General features: G+C 38.4%; 16 protein-coding genes. 1 reads left to right on the top strand and 15 read right to left on the bottom strand.

Going from position 1 to position 19,094, the window contains the following annotated elements:
• Positions 1-29: 29 nt before the first annotated feature.
• The 14 genes from grpE to BCR25_RS02520 form a co-directional block, all read right to left on the bottom strand.
• Positions 30-581, bottom strand: coding sequence for a nucleotide exchange factor GrpE (gene grpE / locus BCR25_RS02590; RefSeq protein WP_069662031.1), 552 nt, complete (start codon positions 579-581; stop codon positions 30-32).
• 58 nt (positions 582-639) lie between these two features.
• Entirely contained in the window at positions 640-1,683 is a 1,044-nt protein-coding gene (hrcA, locus tag BCR25_RS02585) for a heat-inducible transcriptional repressor HrcA (protein ID WP_069662030.1), read from the bottom strand.
• A 256-nt stretch (positions 1,684-1,939) separates the two neighbouring features.
• Complete coding sequence (hemW, locus tag BCR25_RS02580; protein WP_069662029.1) at positions 1,940-3,109, bottom strand: radical SAM family heme chaperone HemW; 1,170 nt, start codon at positions 3,107-3,109, stop codon at positions 1,940-1,942.
• A 103-nt stretch (positions 3,110-3,212) separates the two neighbouring features.
• The gene (locus BCR25_RS02575) at positions 3,213-5,066 is read right to left on the bottom strand and encodes a glycerophosphodiester phosphodiesterase family protein (protein WP_069662028.1); all 1,854 of its coding nucleotides are present in this window, start codon (positions 5,064-5,066) and stop codon (positions 3,213-3,215) included.
• Positions 5,067-5,259: 193 nt separating this feature from the next.
• Complete coding sequence (gene ribF, locus BCR25_RS02570; protein ID WP_069662027.1) at positions 5,260-6,207, bottom strand: riboflavin biosynthesis protein RibF; 948 nt, start codon at positions 6,205-6,207, stop codon at positions 5,260-5,262.
• 17 nt (positions 6,208-6,224) lie between these two features.
• Entirely contained in the window at positions 6,225-7,145 is a 921-nt protein-coding gene (gene truB, locus BCR25_RS02565) for a tRNA pseudouridine(55) synthase TruB (RefSeq protein WP_069662026.1), read from the bottom strand.
• Positions 7,146-7,424: 279 nt separating this feature from the next.
• On the bottom strand, positions 7,425-8,687 hold the full coding sequence (locus BCR25_RS02560; protein ID WP_069662025.1) for a PcsB-like coiled-coil domain-containing protein: 1,263 nt from the start codon (positions 8,685-8,687) through the stop codon (positions 7,425-7,427).
• 434 nt (positions 8,688-9,121) lie between these two features.
• The gene (gene rbfA / locus BCR25_RS02550) at positions 9,122-9,472 is read right to left on the bottom strand and encodes a 30S ribosome-binding factor RbfA (protein ID WP_069662023.1); all 351 of its coding nucleotides are present in this window, start codon (positions 9,470-9,472) and stop codon (positions 9,122-9,124) included.
• Positions 9,473-9,505: 33 nt separating this feature from the next.
• The gene (gene infB, locus BCR25_RS02545; RefSeq protein WP_069662022.1) at positions 9,506-12,019 is read right to left on the bottom strand and encodes a translation initiation factor IF-2; all 2,514 of its coding nucleotides are present in this window, start codon (positions 12,017-12,019) and stop codon (positions 9,506-9,508) included.
• A 12-nt stretch (positions 12,020-12,031) separates the two neighbouring features.
• The gene (locus BCR25_RS02540) at positions 12,032-12,334 is read right to left on the bottom strand and encodes a YlxQ-related RNA-binding protein (protein WP_069662021.1); all 303 of its coding nucleotides are present in this window, start codon (positions 12,332-12,334) and stop codon (positions 12,032-12,034) included.
• The gene (rnpM, locus tag BCR25_RS02535; RefSeq protein ID WP_069662020.1) at positions 12,327-12,623 is read right to left on the bottom strand and encodes an RNase P modulator RnpM; all 297 of its coding nucleotides are present in this window, start codon (positions 12,621-12,623) and stop codon (positions 12,327-12,329) included. Before rnpM ends, BCR25_RS02540 begins: the two co-directional genes overlap by 8 nt.
• 18 nt (positions 12,624-12,641) lie before the next feature.
• Positions 12,642-13,817, bottom strand: coding sequence for a transcription termination factor NusA (gene nusA, locus BCR25_RS02530; RefSeq protein WP_069662019.1), 1,176 nt, complete (start codon positions 13,815-13,817; stop codon positions 12,642-12,644).
• Between the two features lie 118 nt (positions 13,818-13,935).
• Positions 13,936-14,409, bottom strand: a complete 474-nt coding sequence (rimP, locus tag BCR25_RS02525; RefSeq protein WP_069662018.1) for a ribosome maturation factor RimP — start codon at positions 14,407-14,409, stop codon at positions 13,936-13,938.
• Positions 14,410-14,699: 290 nt separating this feature from the next.
• Positions 14,700-15,530, bottom strand: coding sequence for a CPBP family intramembrane glutamic endopeptidase (locus BCR25_RS02520; RefSeq protein WP_069662017.1), 831 nt, complete (start codon positions 15,528-15,530; stop codon positions 14,700-14,702).
• 282 nt (positions 15,531-15,812) lie between these two features.
• Between BCR25_RS02520 and rnhC the strand changes: the two genes are divergently transcribed.
• Positions 15,813-16,742: a ribonuclease HIII gene (rnhC, locus tag BCR25_RS02515; RefSeq protein WP_069662016.1), complete on the top strand. Its 930-nt coding sequence runs from the start codon at positions 15,813-15,815 to the stop codon at positions 16,740-16,742.
• Between the two features lie 52 nt (positions 16,743-16,794).
• On the opposite strand, the gene BCR25_RS02510 is transcribed toward rnhC, so the two are convergent.
• A complete protein-coding gene (locus tag BCR25_RS02510; RefSeq protein WP_069662015.1) occupies positions 16,795-19,020 on the bottom strand; it encodes a glycoside hydrolase family 3 protein in 2,226 nt (741 codons plus the stop codon).
• Positions 19,021-19,094: the final 74 nt, after the last annotated feature.

Raw genomic sequence — 19,094 nt, 5'->3', positions numbered from 1 at the left:
TTATATCATGCAAGTGTTTTGGTTTGCTGTTATTGTGCAACAACGACCATACTTGCTCGTAAAACACGATCATGAAGCTTGTAGCCTTTTTGCAGGACTTCAACGATTGTATCTGCTGGTGTTTCATCAGTAGCAGGAATCGTTTGAACAGCTTGATGTAAGTTGGGATCAAACGCTTCTCCCATTGCTGGGATTTCTTCAATACCTTCTTCTTTCAATGCTGCTTGAACACTTTCAAGAACCATTGAAATACCTTTTTTTAGGCTAGCTCCTTGTTCATCATCAACTTCAATAGCCATCGCACGTTCCAAATTATCGATCGAAGGTAATAATTTTTTTCCTAGATCTTGTGAACGATAGCGAACGAGCAATTCACGCTCATTTTTAAAACGATTGCTCATATTGGCAATTTCAGCTCGCGCTCTTAAGAACTTATCTTCCATTTCTGATCGTTCTTCTTGTGCGATTTCAAGTTCTGATTTTTCTATGTTCGTTTCAGCAGTTTCAGAAACAACCGATTCATCGACTTGTTCCGACTGCTCTTCTTGTATTTCTTCATTTGTTTCTTCTTTTTTACTCACGCTGGCAACTTCCCTTCTCATTTCCGTAGAATCAAAATTTTATATTTTTACTTTTTGCTTACTCGTCTAAAAAACGATAGTAAGCGCCAAGTTTGGACGCTAATTCATGACGAAACACATCAACTAAGCCGAACATTCTCGAATAAGGCATGCTGGTAGGCCCCAGTAAAGCAATGGTTCCCTTACCATGTCCAGTAACTTCATAGGTTGCAGTGATCATACTCATATTTTCAAGTAAGTCGTTCCCGATTTCTGAACCAATTCTGATCGCGATCTTGGTATCGTTTTGTTCATCTGTTGTTAACAAATGAGTGATCGCATCTGTATTCTGCATAAATGAATAAACAGACTTCAACTGATCTAAATCGTTTTGTACACCAAAATTCAAAAGATTCATACGACCGCTGACAAATACTTTTTCCTCGAATGCATGCCCTAGCATTGCATCGAAGAGATTCATCATGCCGTCTGGTGTTTGAAAATAGCGGTGCAAGATCATCGGAATCTCTGTCCGCAAACGATGGTAAACGGTCAAAAGCGGCTGTCCCACTAATTTATCATTGATGATTTGCGTCATCTTTTCTAAATCTTGACTGGAAACAGTAGCAGGAACTGCAAAGACTTGACTTTCGACATTTCCTTTATCCGTAACGATAATTGCAATGATTTGCCGCTCATTTAAAGGAACGATTCGAAAACCTGTCAGTCGCCGTTCTTTCATCTCAGGCCCTAATGAAAAGGCTGTGTAGCTAGTCAATTCAGAAAGTATTTCTGCTGACTGCTCGATAATATCATTGATTTCGTGAAACTCTTTGCCAAAGGAATGGCGAATCGTTTCTAGTTCATCATGCTGGATCTCTGTCGGGCTCAATAAATGATCCACATAGTAGCGATAACCATCCATTGAAGGAATGCGACCAGAAGAAGAATGCGTCTTAAGCAGCAACCCAAGCTCTTCTAAAGCTTTCATATCGTTACGAATGGTTGCAGAACTTGACTGGATCCCTTCTGCCATTAGCTTCTTCGATCCAACAGGCATGCCTGTGTTTGTGTATTCCTGGATGATAAGTCGCAAAATATTCTTTTGTCTCTCCGTTATCATAGTTACCACCCTTCATTAGCACTCATGTTATCCAAGTGCTAATACAAGTATTAATATAGCAAGTTCTTCCTAAAATGTCAAGGGAAAAACACACTTTTTTAGCACTCGATCGACAAGAGTGCTAATCCCGATTTTTTATACTGTATTTTAGCCCTGTTATGCATTTTCTCCACTTTTATCGTTTTTATAATAGTAGAAAAAAGAACCTTTGGGATCGTTTCATCCCAAAAGTTCTCGTTTTTTTAGTGTAATTGTCTTACTTTTCATCGAGTAAAAAGGCTTCAAAAACATCGTTTCCCACAAAAAGCCCTTGTTCAGTTAGCTGAAGATAGTGTCCGTTATCTAACAATAGTCCACGTTCAATCAGCTGAGGAATCACTTGTTCGTAAACTTGCTCTATAGCAACACCAAACTTTTCTTTGAACTGTTGTTTAGACACTCCATCTTTTTTACGCAGACCTAAAAACAGTTGTTCTTCCATCTGATTATTCATTGTTAAAATCTCGGTTTCAACTGTTGGTAACTCTCCATTCCTCAATGGCTTTAAATAGTGCTGGATCGGTCCGTGATTTCTATAGCGTGTATGCCCTAAATAACCACTGGCTCCTGCACCAAATCCATAATAATGTTCATTGTTCCAGTAAACTAAGTTATGCTGGCTCTCCTGCCCTTTTAAAGCAAAATTGCTGACTTCATATTGATGTCGACCGCCTTTTTCCATCGCAGTGATCGTCTCTTCAAACATCTGCGCCTCGACTTCCTGATCCGGTAGTTGCAACCGCCCTTGACGTACCCAGTTCATAAACATCGTTTTATTTTCTAGAATCAATGAATACAGTGAATAATGTGGAAGGTCAAGCTCAATCGCTCGTGCCAATGTATCTCGAAAGCCCTCCAGTGTTTGGCCCGGCAGTGCATAGATCAAATCAATACTCACATTTGAAAAGTTTTCCTTTTCTAAAAATTTCATTGTTTGATAAACATCCTCAGCTGTATGCTTACGACCAATTTTTTTAAGTAATTGATCATCAAATGTTTGAACGCCCATTGATAAACGATTCACACCATATTCCTTCATTACATGCAGCTTTTCTTGTGTAAGATCACCAGGGTTTGCTTCTACTGTAAATTCATTTTTGGGGTCAAAGGGCAGTATCTTTCTTACCCCTTCCAACAACACGGCAAGTTGATCTGCCGATAAAGATGTTGGTGTCCCTCCACCAATATAGATGGTTTCCATCTCTTTACTGGGAAATCGTTCCTTTGTTAACTGCATTTCTTTCAGCAAGGCTTGAATATACTCATCTACTGGCTGTCCTTCTAAGAAAACTTTATTAAAATCGCAATAATAACAGATGTGTTCGCAAAACGGGATGTGGATATACGCTGAGATTTTGTTTGTACTGTCTATTTTATTTTCTATCATTTTTATCCATTCCTTTAAAATCAAAATCTGTATCGCTTTACTGGTCGACTATTCTTCAAAAATTATCCTACTATAGTTTTACATAGAATTAGGCAGTGTTTTATCAATCGTAATCTGTTGTTAGATTATTGATCCCCAAGGCTTCCATTTTTCTGAATTCACTTTGAGGAACGCCCCACAGATTAACAGATAGACCTTTATTCTGTGCTAAAGCGATCAAATCTGCTCGGTTTGATACACTTTCATATTTAATATCCAAACCAGAATTCCCGCCCAAACGACTCACTTGATCGATCATGCGTTCATCTAGTGTATTTGCCAGTAATTGTACTTGTACTTCTGGAAGTCTTTTTTTTATTTCGACTAGATGATTGTAGTCAAAAGAAATAACGACAGCTGTGTTGGCCATTCCATAATAATTAATCAAGTTGACGAGATTGTCATAATCAGCTCCGTCGACTTTTGAAGCTTTGATCTCTATAAATGGAATACTTTGTTTTGTACTCATGATTCCTAGAAAGTCTTCTAAAGTAGGTATGACTAATTGCTCTGAAGAATAACTCTCTTTATTTGCCCCTTGATCGATTCGCAGCGCATTGATTTGAGCAAGCGTCAAGTCACTGACTTTCCCTTTACCATTAGTCATTCGATCGACTGTTTGATCATGCATGACCACCCATTTTTTATCTTTTGTTAAACGAATATCTGTTTCAAGGCCCCAACTATTCGATTGTTGAAAGGCTGGAAGTGAATTTTCCGGTGCCACTTTATGATTTCCCCGATGAGCCACATAGCGAATATCATCCATCATCTCACTGACCTCAACATTGTCTGCTGCAATATATCCTTCTGTCGTTCTATAGATCTTCTTATCGCTATTAAAAACAATGCCTCGAACATACGCCATACTGTTGACAGAAAGTTGCTTAACTGTTTTTGACAGTTGTCTATTTTGATAAAGAGCTGTTTCTTGCATAAGTCGAATACGAACTGGACGTCGCATATTGATTTCTATCGTACCTGGATCACTTTCTGCTTTTAAACCATTTTTTCCAATAAATTCATTTTTTACATGATACACACCATTTATAAAATCAAAATCCTCATAGTCAACATGAACAGTGTAGGAATGATCTTCTTGCCGTTTAGCGTCATAACTTTTTTTGTCGCTCTGATCTTCTTTTGACCAGACCGTTGTCACTAACTTTTCTTTATCTGCTTTACTTGATACCCACATATTGACATCAAATTGCCCTTTGCTGACCTCAGCGCCATCTATTTCAGCACTCATACTTGGTTGATCGACCGTAAAACCGCCAAAATAAACAGTTTCTGTCGTATCATTTTCCCGCGTCAGCTGGATACTCACTTGATAATCGCCTACTTCTTGATGATTTTTAATCAACACTTCTGCTTCCCATGTATTGGTTTCTGGTCGGTACATTCCTTGATAACTATGTAGATCGTCAGCACCATTTGCTTCGCCAAAAACCGTAAAATCCACCTTTTTTAAATGATTGACGCTTGCTAAATCAGCAATAAGTCGATAAGTGGTTTGCTTATCATCTTGATTGATCAAGCGAAAAGTTGGTCGTTGAGCCGGATATCGAAGGTTACTATTTTTAGCTAATCTGTCGCTCATTGAATCAGCAAAAGTGTGATTGACGCGACTTCCGTCTGGCAACACACGATCTTCTTGTGAACGTTCAGCAGGAATGATCTCAAACGGAGACGGCGAAAGCTGATACCCTTCATAAGATGGATTGGAATGATCCTGGTAATCCAAATTTATGTAAAACCAAATCAAAAAAGAAGCTCCGCCCAAAATGATCGCTACAAGCACCAGGATCATAGTGACTTTGTTTTTTTTATTATTTGTTGGTTGTTCCTTTTTTGTTTGCTTTTGTTTCGTTTGTCCGTTTGTAGGTTGTTTCTTTTTGCTTTTATTGTTTGACATAAACATCTCCTTCCACCATTTCATTCTGTCTATTCAAAGTATAGCTCTCTATGACAGTTCGGTCTATAAAATCTTAGTCTTTTATAAAAATGTTATGCTATTTGTCTTTTTTTTAAGCCTTGATTCAAAGAAAACCATCTAAACAGCTCTAAATGGTATGCTGCTTAGATAGTTTTTTAGAAAAAACAGTGACTCAATGATCATTGTCAAAAAAATAGTCTGCAGTATCTTGTTCATCTTGTTTTAACTGTGTAATCAAACTTTCTGCACCATCAAACTTAACCTGATCTCTTAGATAATGATTCCAGCGCACAGTCACTTGTTCACCATAAACATCCTGATGGAAATCTAAAATATAGACTTCTACTGTTAATTCTCGACCATCACCAAATGTGTCATTGTGTCCGATCGAGCCCATCCCGATATACCATTGTTGACCGATTTTGATTTTTACTGCATACACACCGATTCTCGGCAATCGAACCGTACTTTTTACTTTGATATTTGCTGTGGGGAAACCTAGTAGACGACCTCTGGCATCACCATGCACAACCGTTCCATCCGTTTCATAGACATAGCCCAATAAAGCAGAAACGTCTTCCATTCGACCTTGATCCATCAATGAACGGATGCGTGTTGAACTAATTTTTGCCCCAGCCAATTCTTCTTTACTAACGGTAATTACTTTAAATCGCTCTTTAGCATAGCCTGGTAAATGAGCAACATCAGCAATATCTTTTGGTCCATAGGTATAATCAAATCCAGAAACCGCTGCTTTCGCATGAAGTCCTACAATATATTGATCAACAAAATCTTGCGGAGCCAAATGGGCAAATGCCGAAGTGAACTCTATTACGTATAAATAATCGACACCAAGACTTTCCATCAAACGTTCTTTTTGTTCTAAGCTGCTTAAATATTTCATATTCTCTGGTAAAACCTTTTGAAACACGATCGAAGGATGTTGATTAAATGTCATTACTGCTAGCTTCAAGTTGTGTTCTTCTGCATACTTCTTACCTGTTTCAATTACTTTTTGGTGTCCGCGATGAACACCGTCAAAAAAACCTAAAACCATCACCACATCGTCTGCTGGAATTTGTGTTGCCTGATAGGGATGTCGGATTGGAATAATGTGCATATTAAAACTTCTTTCTATTAATTATTTCGTAAGACTTTACTAGGCTTTAAAACATTCTCTTTGGTCGGATGAGCCATATATAAACTGACAACCTGATCATGATAAAATAACGCTACTAAATCATCCGGCATTTGGTTCAAATCAAGTTCCACAGGTGTCAAACGGACTCCGTTTTTCACTTTTTGATAAAGAGCATCTGACAGATCGATCCGCTGAAATTGCTGAATAGCCGTCTCGATCGGTAATAGTATTTCCTCGATCATTTCTTGTTCCATTTTTTGTGCAACTTGTTCTAAAGTCAGGCACTGATCAGCAGTCAATCCACCGCTAGCTGTCCGAGTCAGATCAGACATATGAGCAGGCATTCCTAAAATAGCCCCTGTATCGACCGAGAGCGTTCGGACATATGTTCCTTTGCCGCAAACTACCTTGAAACGCCAGCTTTGTGTGCCTTCTTCCTTATCAAAAGTCGGCTCGTTTGTCCGTTCAAATGAATAAATTTGCGCTGTTCTTTTCGGACGTTCTACCTCTTCACCATTTCTGGCATATTCATACAAACGTTTACCGTTGACTTTTACTGCTGAAAACATCGGCGGGATTTGCGTAATTTCGCCAGTCATCTGCTGCATCGCTGCATCTATTTCTTCATTTGAAAACGGCGTCTCTAGTTTCTGCTTTTCAACAATATCTCCGCTGACATCTTCTGTGGTCGTTGAAAAGCCTAGAGTGATTTCTCCTTCATAGGTTTTCCCAGAATCGACCATATATTCAATGACTTTGGTTCCTTTGCCAATGCATATCGGCAATACACCTGAAACATCAGGGTCCAAGGTTCCGCCATGTCCAATTTTCTTTGTATGTAAAATTTTCCTTAATTTAAAAACACAATCATGACTTGTCATTCCGCGTTCTTTCCATAAAGGCAAAATACCATCCATCTATTTAGACCTCCATCACTACATTTACTAACTTGACCATTATAACATAGAAGGCAATGAAAATTCATTCTTTCAAAATCAACTGAACATTTGAATGCTTTTGGCCTATTCACTAGCACTCATTCATTTCAATACACTAAAAAATTGGCTGGACGAAAGCTGTTTTAGTACTAGCTTTCGTCCGCCAATTCCTTTTTCATTTCCTCTAAATTGCCTGAGCATACAACATAGCCCAGACAATGTAGAGTGATTTCTTTTCTATTTACTATTTTTAAAGTTTTATGCTGAATGACCTACGATAACATCTCCTGCATATCCAAATCCAACACGTGTCATACTTGGATTCATTTCCCAATCTCGATGTCCTGTTCCAGATGGAGAAACCATGTTCGTTTCATTATACCAAGCCATGATCACAGAGTTACCTGGCGCAAACATAAAGGCAATCACTTCGTCTCCACGATTCCAATGGTCAGAAGGAATTTGATAATCCTGCATCATCGCAGCTCGACCACTAGCAGCTGCCGCCAATCCTGCATCCCAGCTGACAGGATTTAAGCCATTAGCTGTCCGTAATGCATTCAATGCTTGGAACGTTGCATCAGCAGAAGTTGATGGTGGTGTTGGTGTTGGATCTGTTGGTGTTTCTGATGAACCAGTACCTGTGTTCCCTGGATCTGTTGAAGCATTGCCGCTATTGGGCTGTTCAGAACTGCTGGATTCTGACTCCTTAGGCACATCTGAAGCAGCCGGTGCTGTTGCTGTCTCAGTTGTTGTTTCTGTTGGAGTCGTATTTTTTTCTTCCGTGCTAGAAGAGGCAACTTTCTTTTCTTCTTTTTGTTTTGCTTCTTTTGCCAGTTGATCTTTCAAGGTTTGTTGTTGTTGTTTCAATAACTCATTCTTAGAGCTTTCAGCGCCTGCTGTTTCTGAATCAACTTCTGCTTTCAGTACATTTAAATCTGCCTGCTTAGCAACAAGTGATTCTTTTTCTGTTTCTAACTGTTTTGTTGCTTCTTCCACAGCCGCTAAGTTTGTTTGAACTTCAGCTTTTTTCGTTTCAACAAGTTTTTTATCTTCTTTTTGTTGTTTCACTAAATTGTTATTCGCTGATAAAATCGAAGAAATCGCTTGAACACGACCTACTGCATCCGAAATTGATTCTGAGTTCAAAATCATATCAAGGATCTGTGTTCCTTGACCATTTACTTGAACATTTCTACCTTGATTTTGGATTGCTTCTGTACGCTTATTGATTCGCACGTCTAAAGCAGCAATATCTTTTTTTAGTTGTTTGGATTCTTGAGTCAATGTTGTTTTTTGTCTATTCAACTCAATTCCTTTATCGTAGATCGATGCTATTTCTTCCTCTAGCGTTGTAATTTGCGCACTTACTCCTTGTTGCTTTTCTTTCAATGCGGAAATTTCTTTATCTTGTTGTTCTATTTTTTTATCAGTTGTCTCAGCCATTGCCTGAATCGGTGTCAATGTACCAGTAACTGTTAATAAACTAACGATCAATAATGATAGACTTTTTTTCTTCACTACTACCCCTCCAAGTTCTCAACTATATCGTATGTTATCAAATAATAACATACTTCTGCTTTTCTTGATCGATAAAAATGTTACAGTTACTTTCAATCTGATTACAATGAAATATGTTTGTCATAAAATAGTTGATCACTTTAAAATGACACTTAGGAACATTTATAAAAAAACAGACAATCGTTGCTTCTTGCAAACTAAAAAAATGACTGGAATATAACTCCATGAGTTACACTCCAGTCATCTAGAATCCGAATAAACAGTGGAAGCAGAAGCAAACACTTCTATCTCAATTCTACTTAAAAATCAAATAAGCGCTAATAGGAAAAGTTCTTTTTTATCATTATAAAATGCAGCTCAGTAGCTATTGGTCAATAACTACTGGCTGCATATTTTCGTCCTCTTCTCATTCAAAAGAGTGTTTTTGTGTTTGATTATTCGCCTTGATTCAATTTGCGAATCAATTCATCGATATGATTTCCGTATTGAACAGATTCGTCTCTTTCAAAAATCAGTTCAGGCGTTTTATAAAGTGTTAAACGCTGACCTAATTCTTTACGAATCAATCCTTTTGCTTTATCTAATCCTTGTTGCGCTTTTTGTTGGTCAGAAGCTAAATCAGATAACAAGCTATAATAAATCGTTGCTTGCTGCAAATCACCGGTTACACGAACATCTGTGATCGTAATATCCTGCACACGAGGATCTCTTACGCGTTTTCTCAAGATATCATTGACTTCTCGCATGATTTCTTGACCTACTCGACGGTCACGATAGTTTGCCATACTGTTTCTCCTTCTTTCTTAGTGCATTTATGTCTATTTTTTTACTTCTTCCATAATGAAGCCTTCGATTACATCGTCTACTTTAAGATCGTTGAAGTTTTCGATCATCGCACCACACTCAAAGCCAAGTTTAACTTCTTTTGCATCATCTTTGAATCGTTTCAAACTAGAAAGTTTGCCTTCGAAGATCACGATGCCGTCACGAATGACACGAACACCACTATCACGACGGATAAAGCCTTCGGTTACGTAACAACCGGCAATCGTTCCAACTTTAGAAACTTTATACAATTCACGGACAGCCATTTGACCAGTGATTTTTTCTTCAAACTCTGGATCAAGCATTCCTTTCATTGCCGTTTCGATTTCTTCGATTGCTTTGTAGATGATACGGTGTAAACGAATATCTACTTCTTCTTGCTCTGATTGTTGTTTTGCTTGCGGTGTTGGGCGAACATTAAAACCAATGATAATTGCGTTACTTGCAGCTGCAAGGGTCACATCACTTTCATTGATTGCACCAACTGCTGAATGGACGATCTTAACTCGAACACCTTCAACATCGATTTTTTGCAAGCTTGCGGCTAACGCTTCGGCAGTTCCTTGTACATCTGCTTTAATGATTACATTGACATCTTTCAATTCGCCTTCTTTTAGGCTTTCGAATAAGTTGTCTAATGTTACTCGATTATTTGCTGAACGTTGTTCAAGTACGGCACGTTTGCCACGTTCTTCTCCGGCTTGACGAGCTGTTTTCTCATCTTCAAAAACAACAAAACGATCGCCAGCTTGAGGCACATCATTCAATCCAGTGATTTCAACAGGTGTTGCTGGTCCTACTGCTTTGTCACGTCGACCAATATCATTTGTCATGACACGAACACGTCCAAACGTATTCCCGACAACGATTGGATCACCGACTTTCAAGGTTCCTTGTTGAACAAGTAACGTAGAAACAGGCCCTTTCCCTTTATCCAAACGTGCTTCAATAACCGTACCGATTGCGCGTTGGCTTGGATCAGCTTTCAAGTCTTCCACTTCAGCGATCAATAGAATATTTTCTAGTAATTCGTCGATGTTTTGATTGAATTTGGCAGAAATGTTAACAAAGATCGTATCTCCGCCCCATTCTTCCGGAATCAAGCCATGCTCACTTAGTTCTTGTTTGACATGGTCAGGATTTGCCCCTGGTTTATCGACTTTGTTGACAGCAACAATAATTGGCACTTCTGCGGCTTTTGCATGATTGATCGCTTCAATCGTTTGCGGCATAACACCATCATCAGCTGCAACAACTAGAATCGTGATATCTGTGATACCAGCTCCACGAGCACGCATACTTGTAAAAGCCGCATGTCCTGGTGTATCTAAGAATGTAATTGGTTTACCATCAATATCGATTTGATAAGCACCGATATGTTGTGTGATACCGCCTGCTTCTCCAGAAGTCACTCGAGAATTACGCAATGTATCAAGTAAGGTTGTTTTCCCGTGATCGACGTGTCCCATGATCGTTACAACGGGTGGACGAGTCACAAGATTTTCTTCAACCAATGCTTCTGGTTCAAAGAACTTATCGATGTCTGCTACATCGACCTGAACTTTTTCTTGTGGTTCCATACCGTAATCAACGGCTAAAAGCTCGATTGTTTCTTTATCTAATGATTGGTTTTGATTGACCATAACCCCCATCATAAAGAGTTTTTTGATGATTTCAGCTGGTTCACGGTGAATTTTCTTCGCGATATCAGCTACGTTCATTCCTTCTGTGTATTCTAAGACATCAGGTAATTCACGGAATTTACGTGCTGGTACTGCTGGTTTTGTTGATTCTTGGTATTTGCCTTTTTTACCTTTTTTGTTAAATCTGTTGCGGTTTTGATTGTTGTAGCCATTGCGGTTACGGTTTTGTCCGCCACCACCAAAGCTATTGTTGCGGTTAGCATTATTATTAGTGTTGTTACGATTTTGGTTTCCTTGGTTGTTGCTTTGTCCTTGGTTTGGACGATTTTGATTGGTACTTTGCGTATTGCTAGATGCATTACGTTGTTGATTATTGTTACGGTTTTGGTTATTTTGCTGTCCTGATTGTGCTGGACGATTTTGATTATTTTGTTGTCCTGATTGTGCCGGACGATTTTGATTATTCTGTTGTCCTGATTGTGCTGGACGGTTTTGATTATTTTGCTGCGGACGATTTTGAGTCATATTTTGGCTGCTTCCTTGTGTATTTCGATTTTGGTTATTACGATTTTGTTGCCCTTGGTTCTGTTGTTGGTTTGGTCTATTGCCATTTTGGTTAGCTGGTTTTGGATTTGCTGGTTTTGCTTGACCGTTTTGTGTCGGCTGTGGTTTTGCTGCTGGTTTTTGTTGCGGCTGCGCTGGTTTGTTTCCTCCGAAAGCTTGACGAAGTTTTGATTCATCATCAGAAGAAATTGCACCCATGTGATTTTTCACATCCATACCTAAGGCATGTGCTTTTTCTACAACATCTTTGCTTGATTGATTGATTTCTTTTGCTAATTCATAAATTCTCTTTTTCCCCATGCAATCACCTTCCTAACCTTTGATTAATTCCTTGAACTTAGTCGCAAAGCCTTGATCGTTGATTCCGATAATCATACGCGTTCTACCGATCGCATGGCTAATCTCTGCTTGAGTAAACGACTCGTCTACAGGAACATTATAGTAAGAACATTTGTCCTTGATTTTTTTTCTTGTATTTCCACTGGCATCTGCTGCAACAAAAACGAACTTCGCTTTATTACTACGGATATCTGTTAATGTCAACTCTTCTCCAGTGACTAATTTTCCAGCTCTCATAGCCAAACCTAATAGGTTTAAAACTTTTTCTCTATTCATTTCCAAACAACTCTTTACGGGCCTTTTGGTGTTCCACATAGTCCAACAATTCTTGATAAAATTCATCTGTCAACGTTGTTTCCAACACTCGATCTAAAATGTGTTTATCCCAAGCGTCTTGGACTTCCTTAGGTTCCAGAGCGACATAGGCGCCGCGTCCTGGCATTTTTCCAGTAGGATCGATCGAAACCGTTCCTTCTTTGGATCGCGTGATTCGAACTAATTCTTTTTTAGGTTTCATCTCACCAGAGACAACAGATTTGCGCATCGGGATTTTTCTTTTTTTCATTTTATTCCCTCCAAATCGTTACACTTGTTCTTCGTCTTCTGTAGACTCTTCAAATTCAATCGTTTCGTACTCATCAGAAGTTAAATCAGAGGCTACGATCGCATCATCATGAACTTCTTCTGCACGTTCTTCTTGATTTTCTTGTTGTGCGTAAAATTCTTCCATTTCAGATTCTGGTTTGATATCGATCTTAAAGCCTGTCAATTTTGCTGCTAAACGAGCATTTTGACCTCTTTTACCGATAGCAAGAGACAACTGATAATCTGGTACGACAACTGTACAAGCTTTGTTGTTCGTTGGATCAAAAATAACATCCACTACCTGCGCTGGGTTCAATGCATTGCTGATAAAGACTGCTGGATCTTCATCCCATTCAACGATATCCATATTTTCGCCTTTTAATTCATTAACGATCGCTTGGACACGTTGACCTTTTGGTCCGACACAGGTTCCGACAGGATCGATATTTGGATCTGTTGATCGAACAGATACTTTGGAACGATCGCCAGCTTCACGAGCAATACTTACGATCTCTACGATTCCATCATACACCTCTGGAATTTCTTGTTCAAATAATCGTTTCAATAAATCTGGATGGCTGCGGCTAACGAAAACCTGCGGGCCTTTTGATGTATTTTCAACACGTGAAACGTAGACTTTGATTCTGTCGTGAGGTTGGTAAAATTCATTTGGCATTTGATCTTGTTTTGACAATACTGCTTCGATTTTACCTAAGTTCACATAAATATAACGACGGTCTTGTCTTTCAACGATCCCTTGCATAATGTCGTTTTCATATGCACTAAACTCGTTATAAATAATGTTTCTTTCTGCTTCTCTAACACGCTGTAAAATCACTTGTTTCGCTGTTTGCGCCGCGATTCTACCGAAGTCTTTCGGTGTGACTTCAAAGCGGATTTTGTCACCTAATTCGTAAGCTTTATTCACTTCCATCGCTTCTTTTAGTGACACTTCTAATTGTGAATCCATTACTTCTTCTGTTACTTCTTTTACTGCATAGACATGGATGTTGCCTTTTTTATTGTCGAAATCTACTTCAACGTTTTGGGCTTGTCCATAATGTCTTTTATATGCGGAAACTAATGCTGCTTCCAGTGCATCAATCACAATATCCTTAGAAATACCTTTTTCAGCTTCTAATGCATCCAATGCATTCAACATTTCTTTGCTCATTTTGTTGTCATTTCCTCCTGTTGTTTAAAATGAAAGATGAACGGAATGATTCTTCTTTAAAAGAACTCTTTCCGTGATAAGCGAAAACAAAATCGTTTTGCTTTACGAATGTATTGTTTTAAAACTGGATTGCTAAACGAGCTTTGGCAATGTTTTTCCGTTCAAATGTATATTCTTTGACTCTTGTTTTAATTTTGACTGTCAAGATCAATTGGTCTTTATCGACTGATTTTAGTGTACCTTCAAATTGTTTTTCTCCATCAACGGATTGATATAGAGATACATGGATATATTCACCAACGGCTTGTTCATAGTCGCTTTCTTTTTTCAACGGACGTTCGGCTCCCGGAGAGGATACTTCTAGAAAGTATGCTTGAGGAATTGGATCAGGATCCATAGCATCAAGCTTTTCATCTAGTTGTTCACTAACAAGTGCACAATCTAAGATATCAATACCGCCTTCTTTATCGATAAAGACACGGAGAAACCAGTCTCTTCCTTCCTTGACAAATTCTACTTCTACAAGTTCAAAATTTTGTTTTTCTAAGATTGGTGTGACTAACTCGGTAACAGTTTCCACAACACTACTCAAAATTTTCGCCTCCTTCGAGATTTATGTAACGTACTAGTCAAAAAAACGTAAAATTTGGTTAACATTAGAAAAAACGCCAGTAATTAACCAATAAAGTCAGGATAAATCAACGTGTTATCCTATTTTCTAATTAAGTTACTCCATTAAAAAGAGTGAGCAGAAATCCGCTCACTCCAACTAGTATCATTACTTATACTATATTCTACCACAGTTCTTCCTAAAACTCAAACACAGACAAATCAGCCTGCGGATGAAACCACGCATCGCTCAATGTCACTCTCTAGGCATAGTTAAGCGATTCGTACTGGCTTTTTCTTGAAATAAAGCAAAATGATTAAAGTCATGCTAATACCAGCGCTGCAAATCGCTGAAATTTGATCAGCTGTTAGTCCAAGCGGCGGATGGTTTAAGCTTGTTTTTAAGAATACACCATTCATTTCGATCCCAAGAAACATGGCAGTAATGTTATTTGCTGCATGAAATGCACTTACAAAAACCAAGCTTTTTGTCTGCCTAAAAATTAACATAAAAAGAATGCCGGCAATAAATAAATCAATTATTCTAAATACTTCTAAATTCCTCCATAAGTCCATATGCATAGCTACAAACAACCCTGCTGGAACGATAAACGCAACCTTGCTTCCTAAGAAGGAGAAAGCTGCTGGAAGTAATCCCCTAAAGATACATTCTTCAACCACAGCCATACCAAAGAATGTCGAAACACCTGATAAAATAGAAAACCAACCAATATTAAAGCCATAGAATTGTATGTCAGCACCTAGCAGCCACAATATTCCAAATAAAGCCACCATCATCAAAGCCCCCATAAGAAAACCTAATCCTATTTTTCTTATGCTATCTCTTTCACCAAAGTCAAAAGTCTCAATTGACGATAAGAAATGTTTTTGATAGTAACGCTTTGTCAATACTATCATTATTGGTGCTCCTATGATTCCCATCAGCATATTTGTTACATCGGCTACTGTGTCATTCATACCACTACGTCCAAAAAACACAAATGCTATTCCCAAAGGAATACACAACGAAATTGCCATAGCTAGCAAAGCATAAATCATCGTTATAATAATTCTCCAACCTCTTTTTAGTTCTTCTTTTTTCATTTTACCTCTCCCTTTTTAATATTTTATATAAGAACAAAAAATGTTCATATACCGAAAATTACCAACAATACCATTTCATCTAAAACAACTGATGTTATCACAACCTAAATTCGAGTATATCATTTTCAAATATGAAATCCCAGATATTTTTAAGTTCATTTATTAATAAAATAGGAGGGTAGCAGCTACCAAGCTTCTCTTTTTTTCTATCCAAAGAACCACACTTCCTTTTTTCTTTCTTTTGTTTTACTATAGATTAGACTATCTGAAAGGAGTACCATCATGTCTCAAACGCAAGTAATTAAAGTAACAAAAAATACCATGCAAAAAATGAAGTCTTTCTACGAAAAAAATTGTTTAAATAAGAATGTTCCTTATTCTGAATTTATTGCAAAGGTTGGTAACACAACAATCACAGCCTATACTTCAGGAAAAGTTGTTTTCCAAGGTCCAGCTGCAGAAAAGACGGCAGCAAAATGGGGCACTCCAACGTCAACTAAAGGAAAAACCGCAACAAAAAGCAAAAATGCACCCACCTTACCTGAAAATTTCAGTCAGCTATCCGTTTTAGGGAGTGACGAAGTAGGCAACGGTAGTTATTTTGGTCCTGTTACTGTTTGCGCAGCGTATGTTGACAAAACAATGGTAGCTAAATTAAAAGCACTCGGTGTCAGAGACTCTAAAGAACTCACTGATCCTCAAATCGTACAGCTTTCAAGTGTCATTAAAGAGTTGATCCCATTTAAATTGTTGATCGTTGAACCAGAAAAATACAATCAAATCCAGCCAAAGTACAATGCGGTTCATATGAAAGTTGCCTTGCATAATCAAGCAATTCACTTGCTATTGAACGAAATCGCACCAACGAAACCTAAAGCTATTTTGATCGACCAGTTCACACCAGAAGCCAATTACAAAAAATATGTCCGAAATGAACAAAATCAAGTCAGCGAAAAACTCTATTTCATAACAAAAGGAGAGCAATATCACGTTGCTGTAGCTGCTGCTTCTATTATTAGTCGGGCGGCATTTTTAGAAGAGTTAGAAAAAGAATCAACGGAGCTAGGTTTCAACGTTCCTTCTGGTGCAGGAAGTACCTCGGATAAAGTTGCTGCTAAGGTGTTAAAAAAAGGCGGCATGGAACTTTTAAGTAAATACGTCAAACTTCATTTTGCAAATACAGAAAAAGCCAAAAAGCTTGCTGAGAAATAAGGAATAAAAAATCTGAAACAACACTTAATCAGTGTGTTGCTTCAGATTTTTTTCATTCGTCCATATAGACACTTCTACTATCTTTGATCGGTCCTTCAAAATTCATTCCAAAGCCAAAATCGTAAATATGCCCTGCTTCATCTTTGTAACAGACCATATCTAACGGAATATCTTCCCGCTGTTTTTCAACCGTTTCCATATCAGCCGGCATTTGAAATGGCAATAACCCTGATGGTGTATAGTCTCCACTTAGTACACTTAAAACCGCTTGGGTTTGTACGCCAAAATCAGCGATGATCGCATCTACAAATGGCTCAAACTCTTTGACAATCGTCGGATTTTTCATCGTTAGACTGACAATGATCGGCAAATCAGGATATTGTTTTTTTAATTGTTGAAGGAGTTCAATATCTTGATTGTTACTCGCTTGATTTTCCTTTCCTAAGTAGGATCGATTCTTTCCGGCAAGGCTCTTTGCTCGTGCCGCTTCGGCTGTGTACGCTTGATACTGTAAACTTATCGGCAGATAACCATTTCCCTTTTCCTCATTAGCATAGCCAACAGTTTTAGGTGAATCTAAAAAGACCCACACTACATCTGCTTGTTCAGGCGAAGCAACCACTTGGAAGTATTTCTTAACAAGTTCGTGGTTCACTGGATTTTTTTCATGCGCAGGTTGTTGATTGCCAAACCAATCTTTTGAAGCACCAACTTGCTGTTTGGGAATATACAGCTTCGTTCCTTTTGCTAATGGCAATAGCTGTCTCTTATTTTTCAGTAAGACTAACGATTTTTGCTGAGCCTTGTAGCCTGCTTCCATAAAGTCAGGATGACCAACGATAGCTTCTGATTTTTCCGGTATAAGATATGGATTTTCAAATAAACCAGTTTGGAACATATTTTTCAATAATCTTCTTGCTGACTCTTTAAACCTTGCTTCCATTTTCTGTTTCCCATATTTTTCAGCGCCTATTTCAAAAGCAGCTAAAACAGGGGCAATCTCATTATTTCCGCCAAACTGATCAACGCCTGCCTGTAATGCTTTAAAATGACGCTCTTCTACCGTCAATGATTCTACACCCCAGCTTTTTCCACCAATGAATTGATCGATCTCGACTGGATCAGCTGTAATCGACCAATCTGTACACACAACACCGTCATAGCTGTATTTTTCACGTAACAGGTCATTAACAATAAATTTACTAAACCCATTGCCCACATTTTCCTTATACTTTTGATCTTGGTCATATGAAATTGTGTAATAAGGCATAACAGCTGCAGCTTTTTTCGTTCCCTCCTGCAAATCAAAAGCACCAGAGATGAATGGTTTCAAGTGTTCTTGAAAATTATTTCCCGGATAAACAGCATATTTACCATATCCATAATGTCCGTCTCGTCCAGCTTCACCACTACCACCGCCTGGCCAATGTTTGACCATGGCATTAACACTTTCACCGCCCCAACCATCTTTTGTTCCCTTTGTTGTTTGGAATCCATCACAATACGCTTTAGCAAGTGCTGTCACCAATTTTACTCCTTCACCAAAGGTTCCTGAAAAACGCATCCAACGTGGTTCCGTGGCTAGGTCGATTTGTGGTGACAATGCAGTCGTGATCCCTAAAGCCCGATATTCTTGACTGGCTATTTCACCAAATTGTTTGACTAGCTCCGGGTCAAAAGCAGCGGCTAAACCTAATTGCTCCGGCCACATAGATATTTCACCGCCTGCGCCTGCATTAAATTCTGTGTCCGCACTCGTGCTATGCCGAGGATCTGAACTAATATTTACTGGAATCCCCAAGTCTAAACTTTCTGCCATTGCCTGCAAATTATTTACCCATTGAGCCGCTATTTTTGGTGATTCCACTTTTGTTAAAAGCACATGTCGAATATGATCCGTTGTTAAAAATTCTTTTTGCTGGTCAGTCAATTCTGAGATTGAACCAGTATAATCGTTCAAAGCCTTTCCATCATAGGTTCCAGAAAACATTTGAACAAAATGATTGGCACTCCTTGAAACAGTTTGATGTCGACTATATAACATCAAGCCGGCGATTTGTTCAATACTTAGTTTTGAAACCAAATCTTCGATCCGTTCATTAATAGGTAGTCGCCAGTCTTCATAGGGATCTAAGCGACCATTTTGGTTTAAATCTTTAAAGGCAAATCCATCTTTTTCAATCAATGATACACCGGAAGCAACAGCATATCCTAAAGTTGCACCGTTGTCATTCTCAATGGAAATCCAGTTTTCATGCTGCGTTGTTTTATAGCTCATGTATTTTCCTCCTTTTTAAAACTTACGTAAGCGCATTCTTCACACTCTCTATCTTACAATGTTTTCAAAATAGA

It is taken from the genome of Enterococcus termitis, from assembly GCF_001730305.1.
In the GTDB taxonomy this organism is placed as follows: domain Bacteria; phylum Bacillota; class Bacilli; order Lactobacillales; family Enterococcaceae; genus Enterococcus_L; species Enterococcus_L termitis.
The sequence above is the reverse complement of the archived record's forward strand: the minus strand, read 5'-3'. Positions and strand labels throughout refer to the sequence as shown.

What these genes read in the sequence shown, in the direction of transcription:
- hrcA (WP_069662030.1), bottom strand. Translation starts at nt 1,683, where the DNA reads ATGATAACGGAGAGACAAAAGAATATTTTGCGACTTATCATCCAGGAA.
- hemW (WP_069662029.1), bottom strand. Translation starts at nt 3,109, where the DNA reads ATGATAGAAAATAAAATAGACAGTACAAACAAAATCTCAGCGTATATC.
- BCR25_RS02575 (WP_069662028.1), bottom strand. Translation starts at nt 5,066, where the DNA reads ATGTCAAACAATAAAAGCAAAAAGAAACAACCTACAAACGGACAAACG.
- ribF (WP_069662027.1), bottom strand. Translation starts at nt 6,207, where the DNA reads ATGCACATTATTCCAATCCGACATCCCTATCAGGCAACACAAATTCCA.
- truB (WP_069662026.1), bottom strand. Translation starts at nt 7,145, where the DNA reads ATGGATGGTATTTTGCCTTTATGGAAAGAACGCGGAATGACAAGTCAT.
- rbfA (WP_069662023.1), bottom strand. Translation starts at nt 9,472, where the DNA reads ATGGCAAACTATCGTGACCGTCGAGTAGGTCAAGAAATCATGCGAGAA.
- infB (WP_069662022.1), bottom strand. Translation starts at nt 12,019, where the DNA reads ATGGGGAAAAAGAGAATTTATGAATTAGCAAAAGAAATCAATCAATCA.
- BCR25_RS02540 (WP_069662021.1), bottom strand. Translation starts at nt 12,334, where the DNA reads ATGAATAGAGAAAAAGTTTTAAACCTATTAGGTTTGGCTATGAGAGCT.
- rnpM (WP_069662020.1), bottom strand. Translation starts at nt 12,623, where the DNA reads ATGAAAAAAAGAAAAATCCCGATGCGCAAATCTGTTGTCTCTGGTGAG.
- nusA (WP_069662019.1), bottom strand. Translation starts at nt 13,817, where the DNA reads ATGAGCAAAGAAATGTTGAATGCATTGGATGCATTAGAAGCTGAAAAA.
- BCR25_RS02520 (WP_069662017.1), bottom strand. Translation starts at nt 15,530, where the DNA reads ATGAAAAAAGAAGAACTAAAAAGAGGTTGGAGAATTATTATAACGATG.
- rnhC (WP_069662016.1), top strand. Translation starts at nt 15,813, where the DNA reads ATGTCTCAAACGCAAGTAATTAAAGTAACAAAAAATACCATGCAAAAA.
- BCR25_RS02510 (WP_069662015.1), bottom strand. Translation starts at nt 19,020, where the DNA reads ATGAGCTATAAAACAACGCAGCATGAAAACTGGATTTCCATTGAGAAT.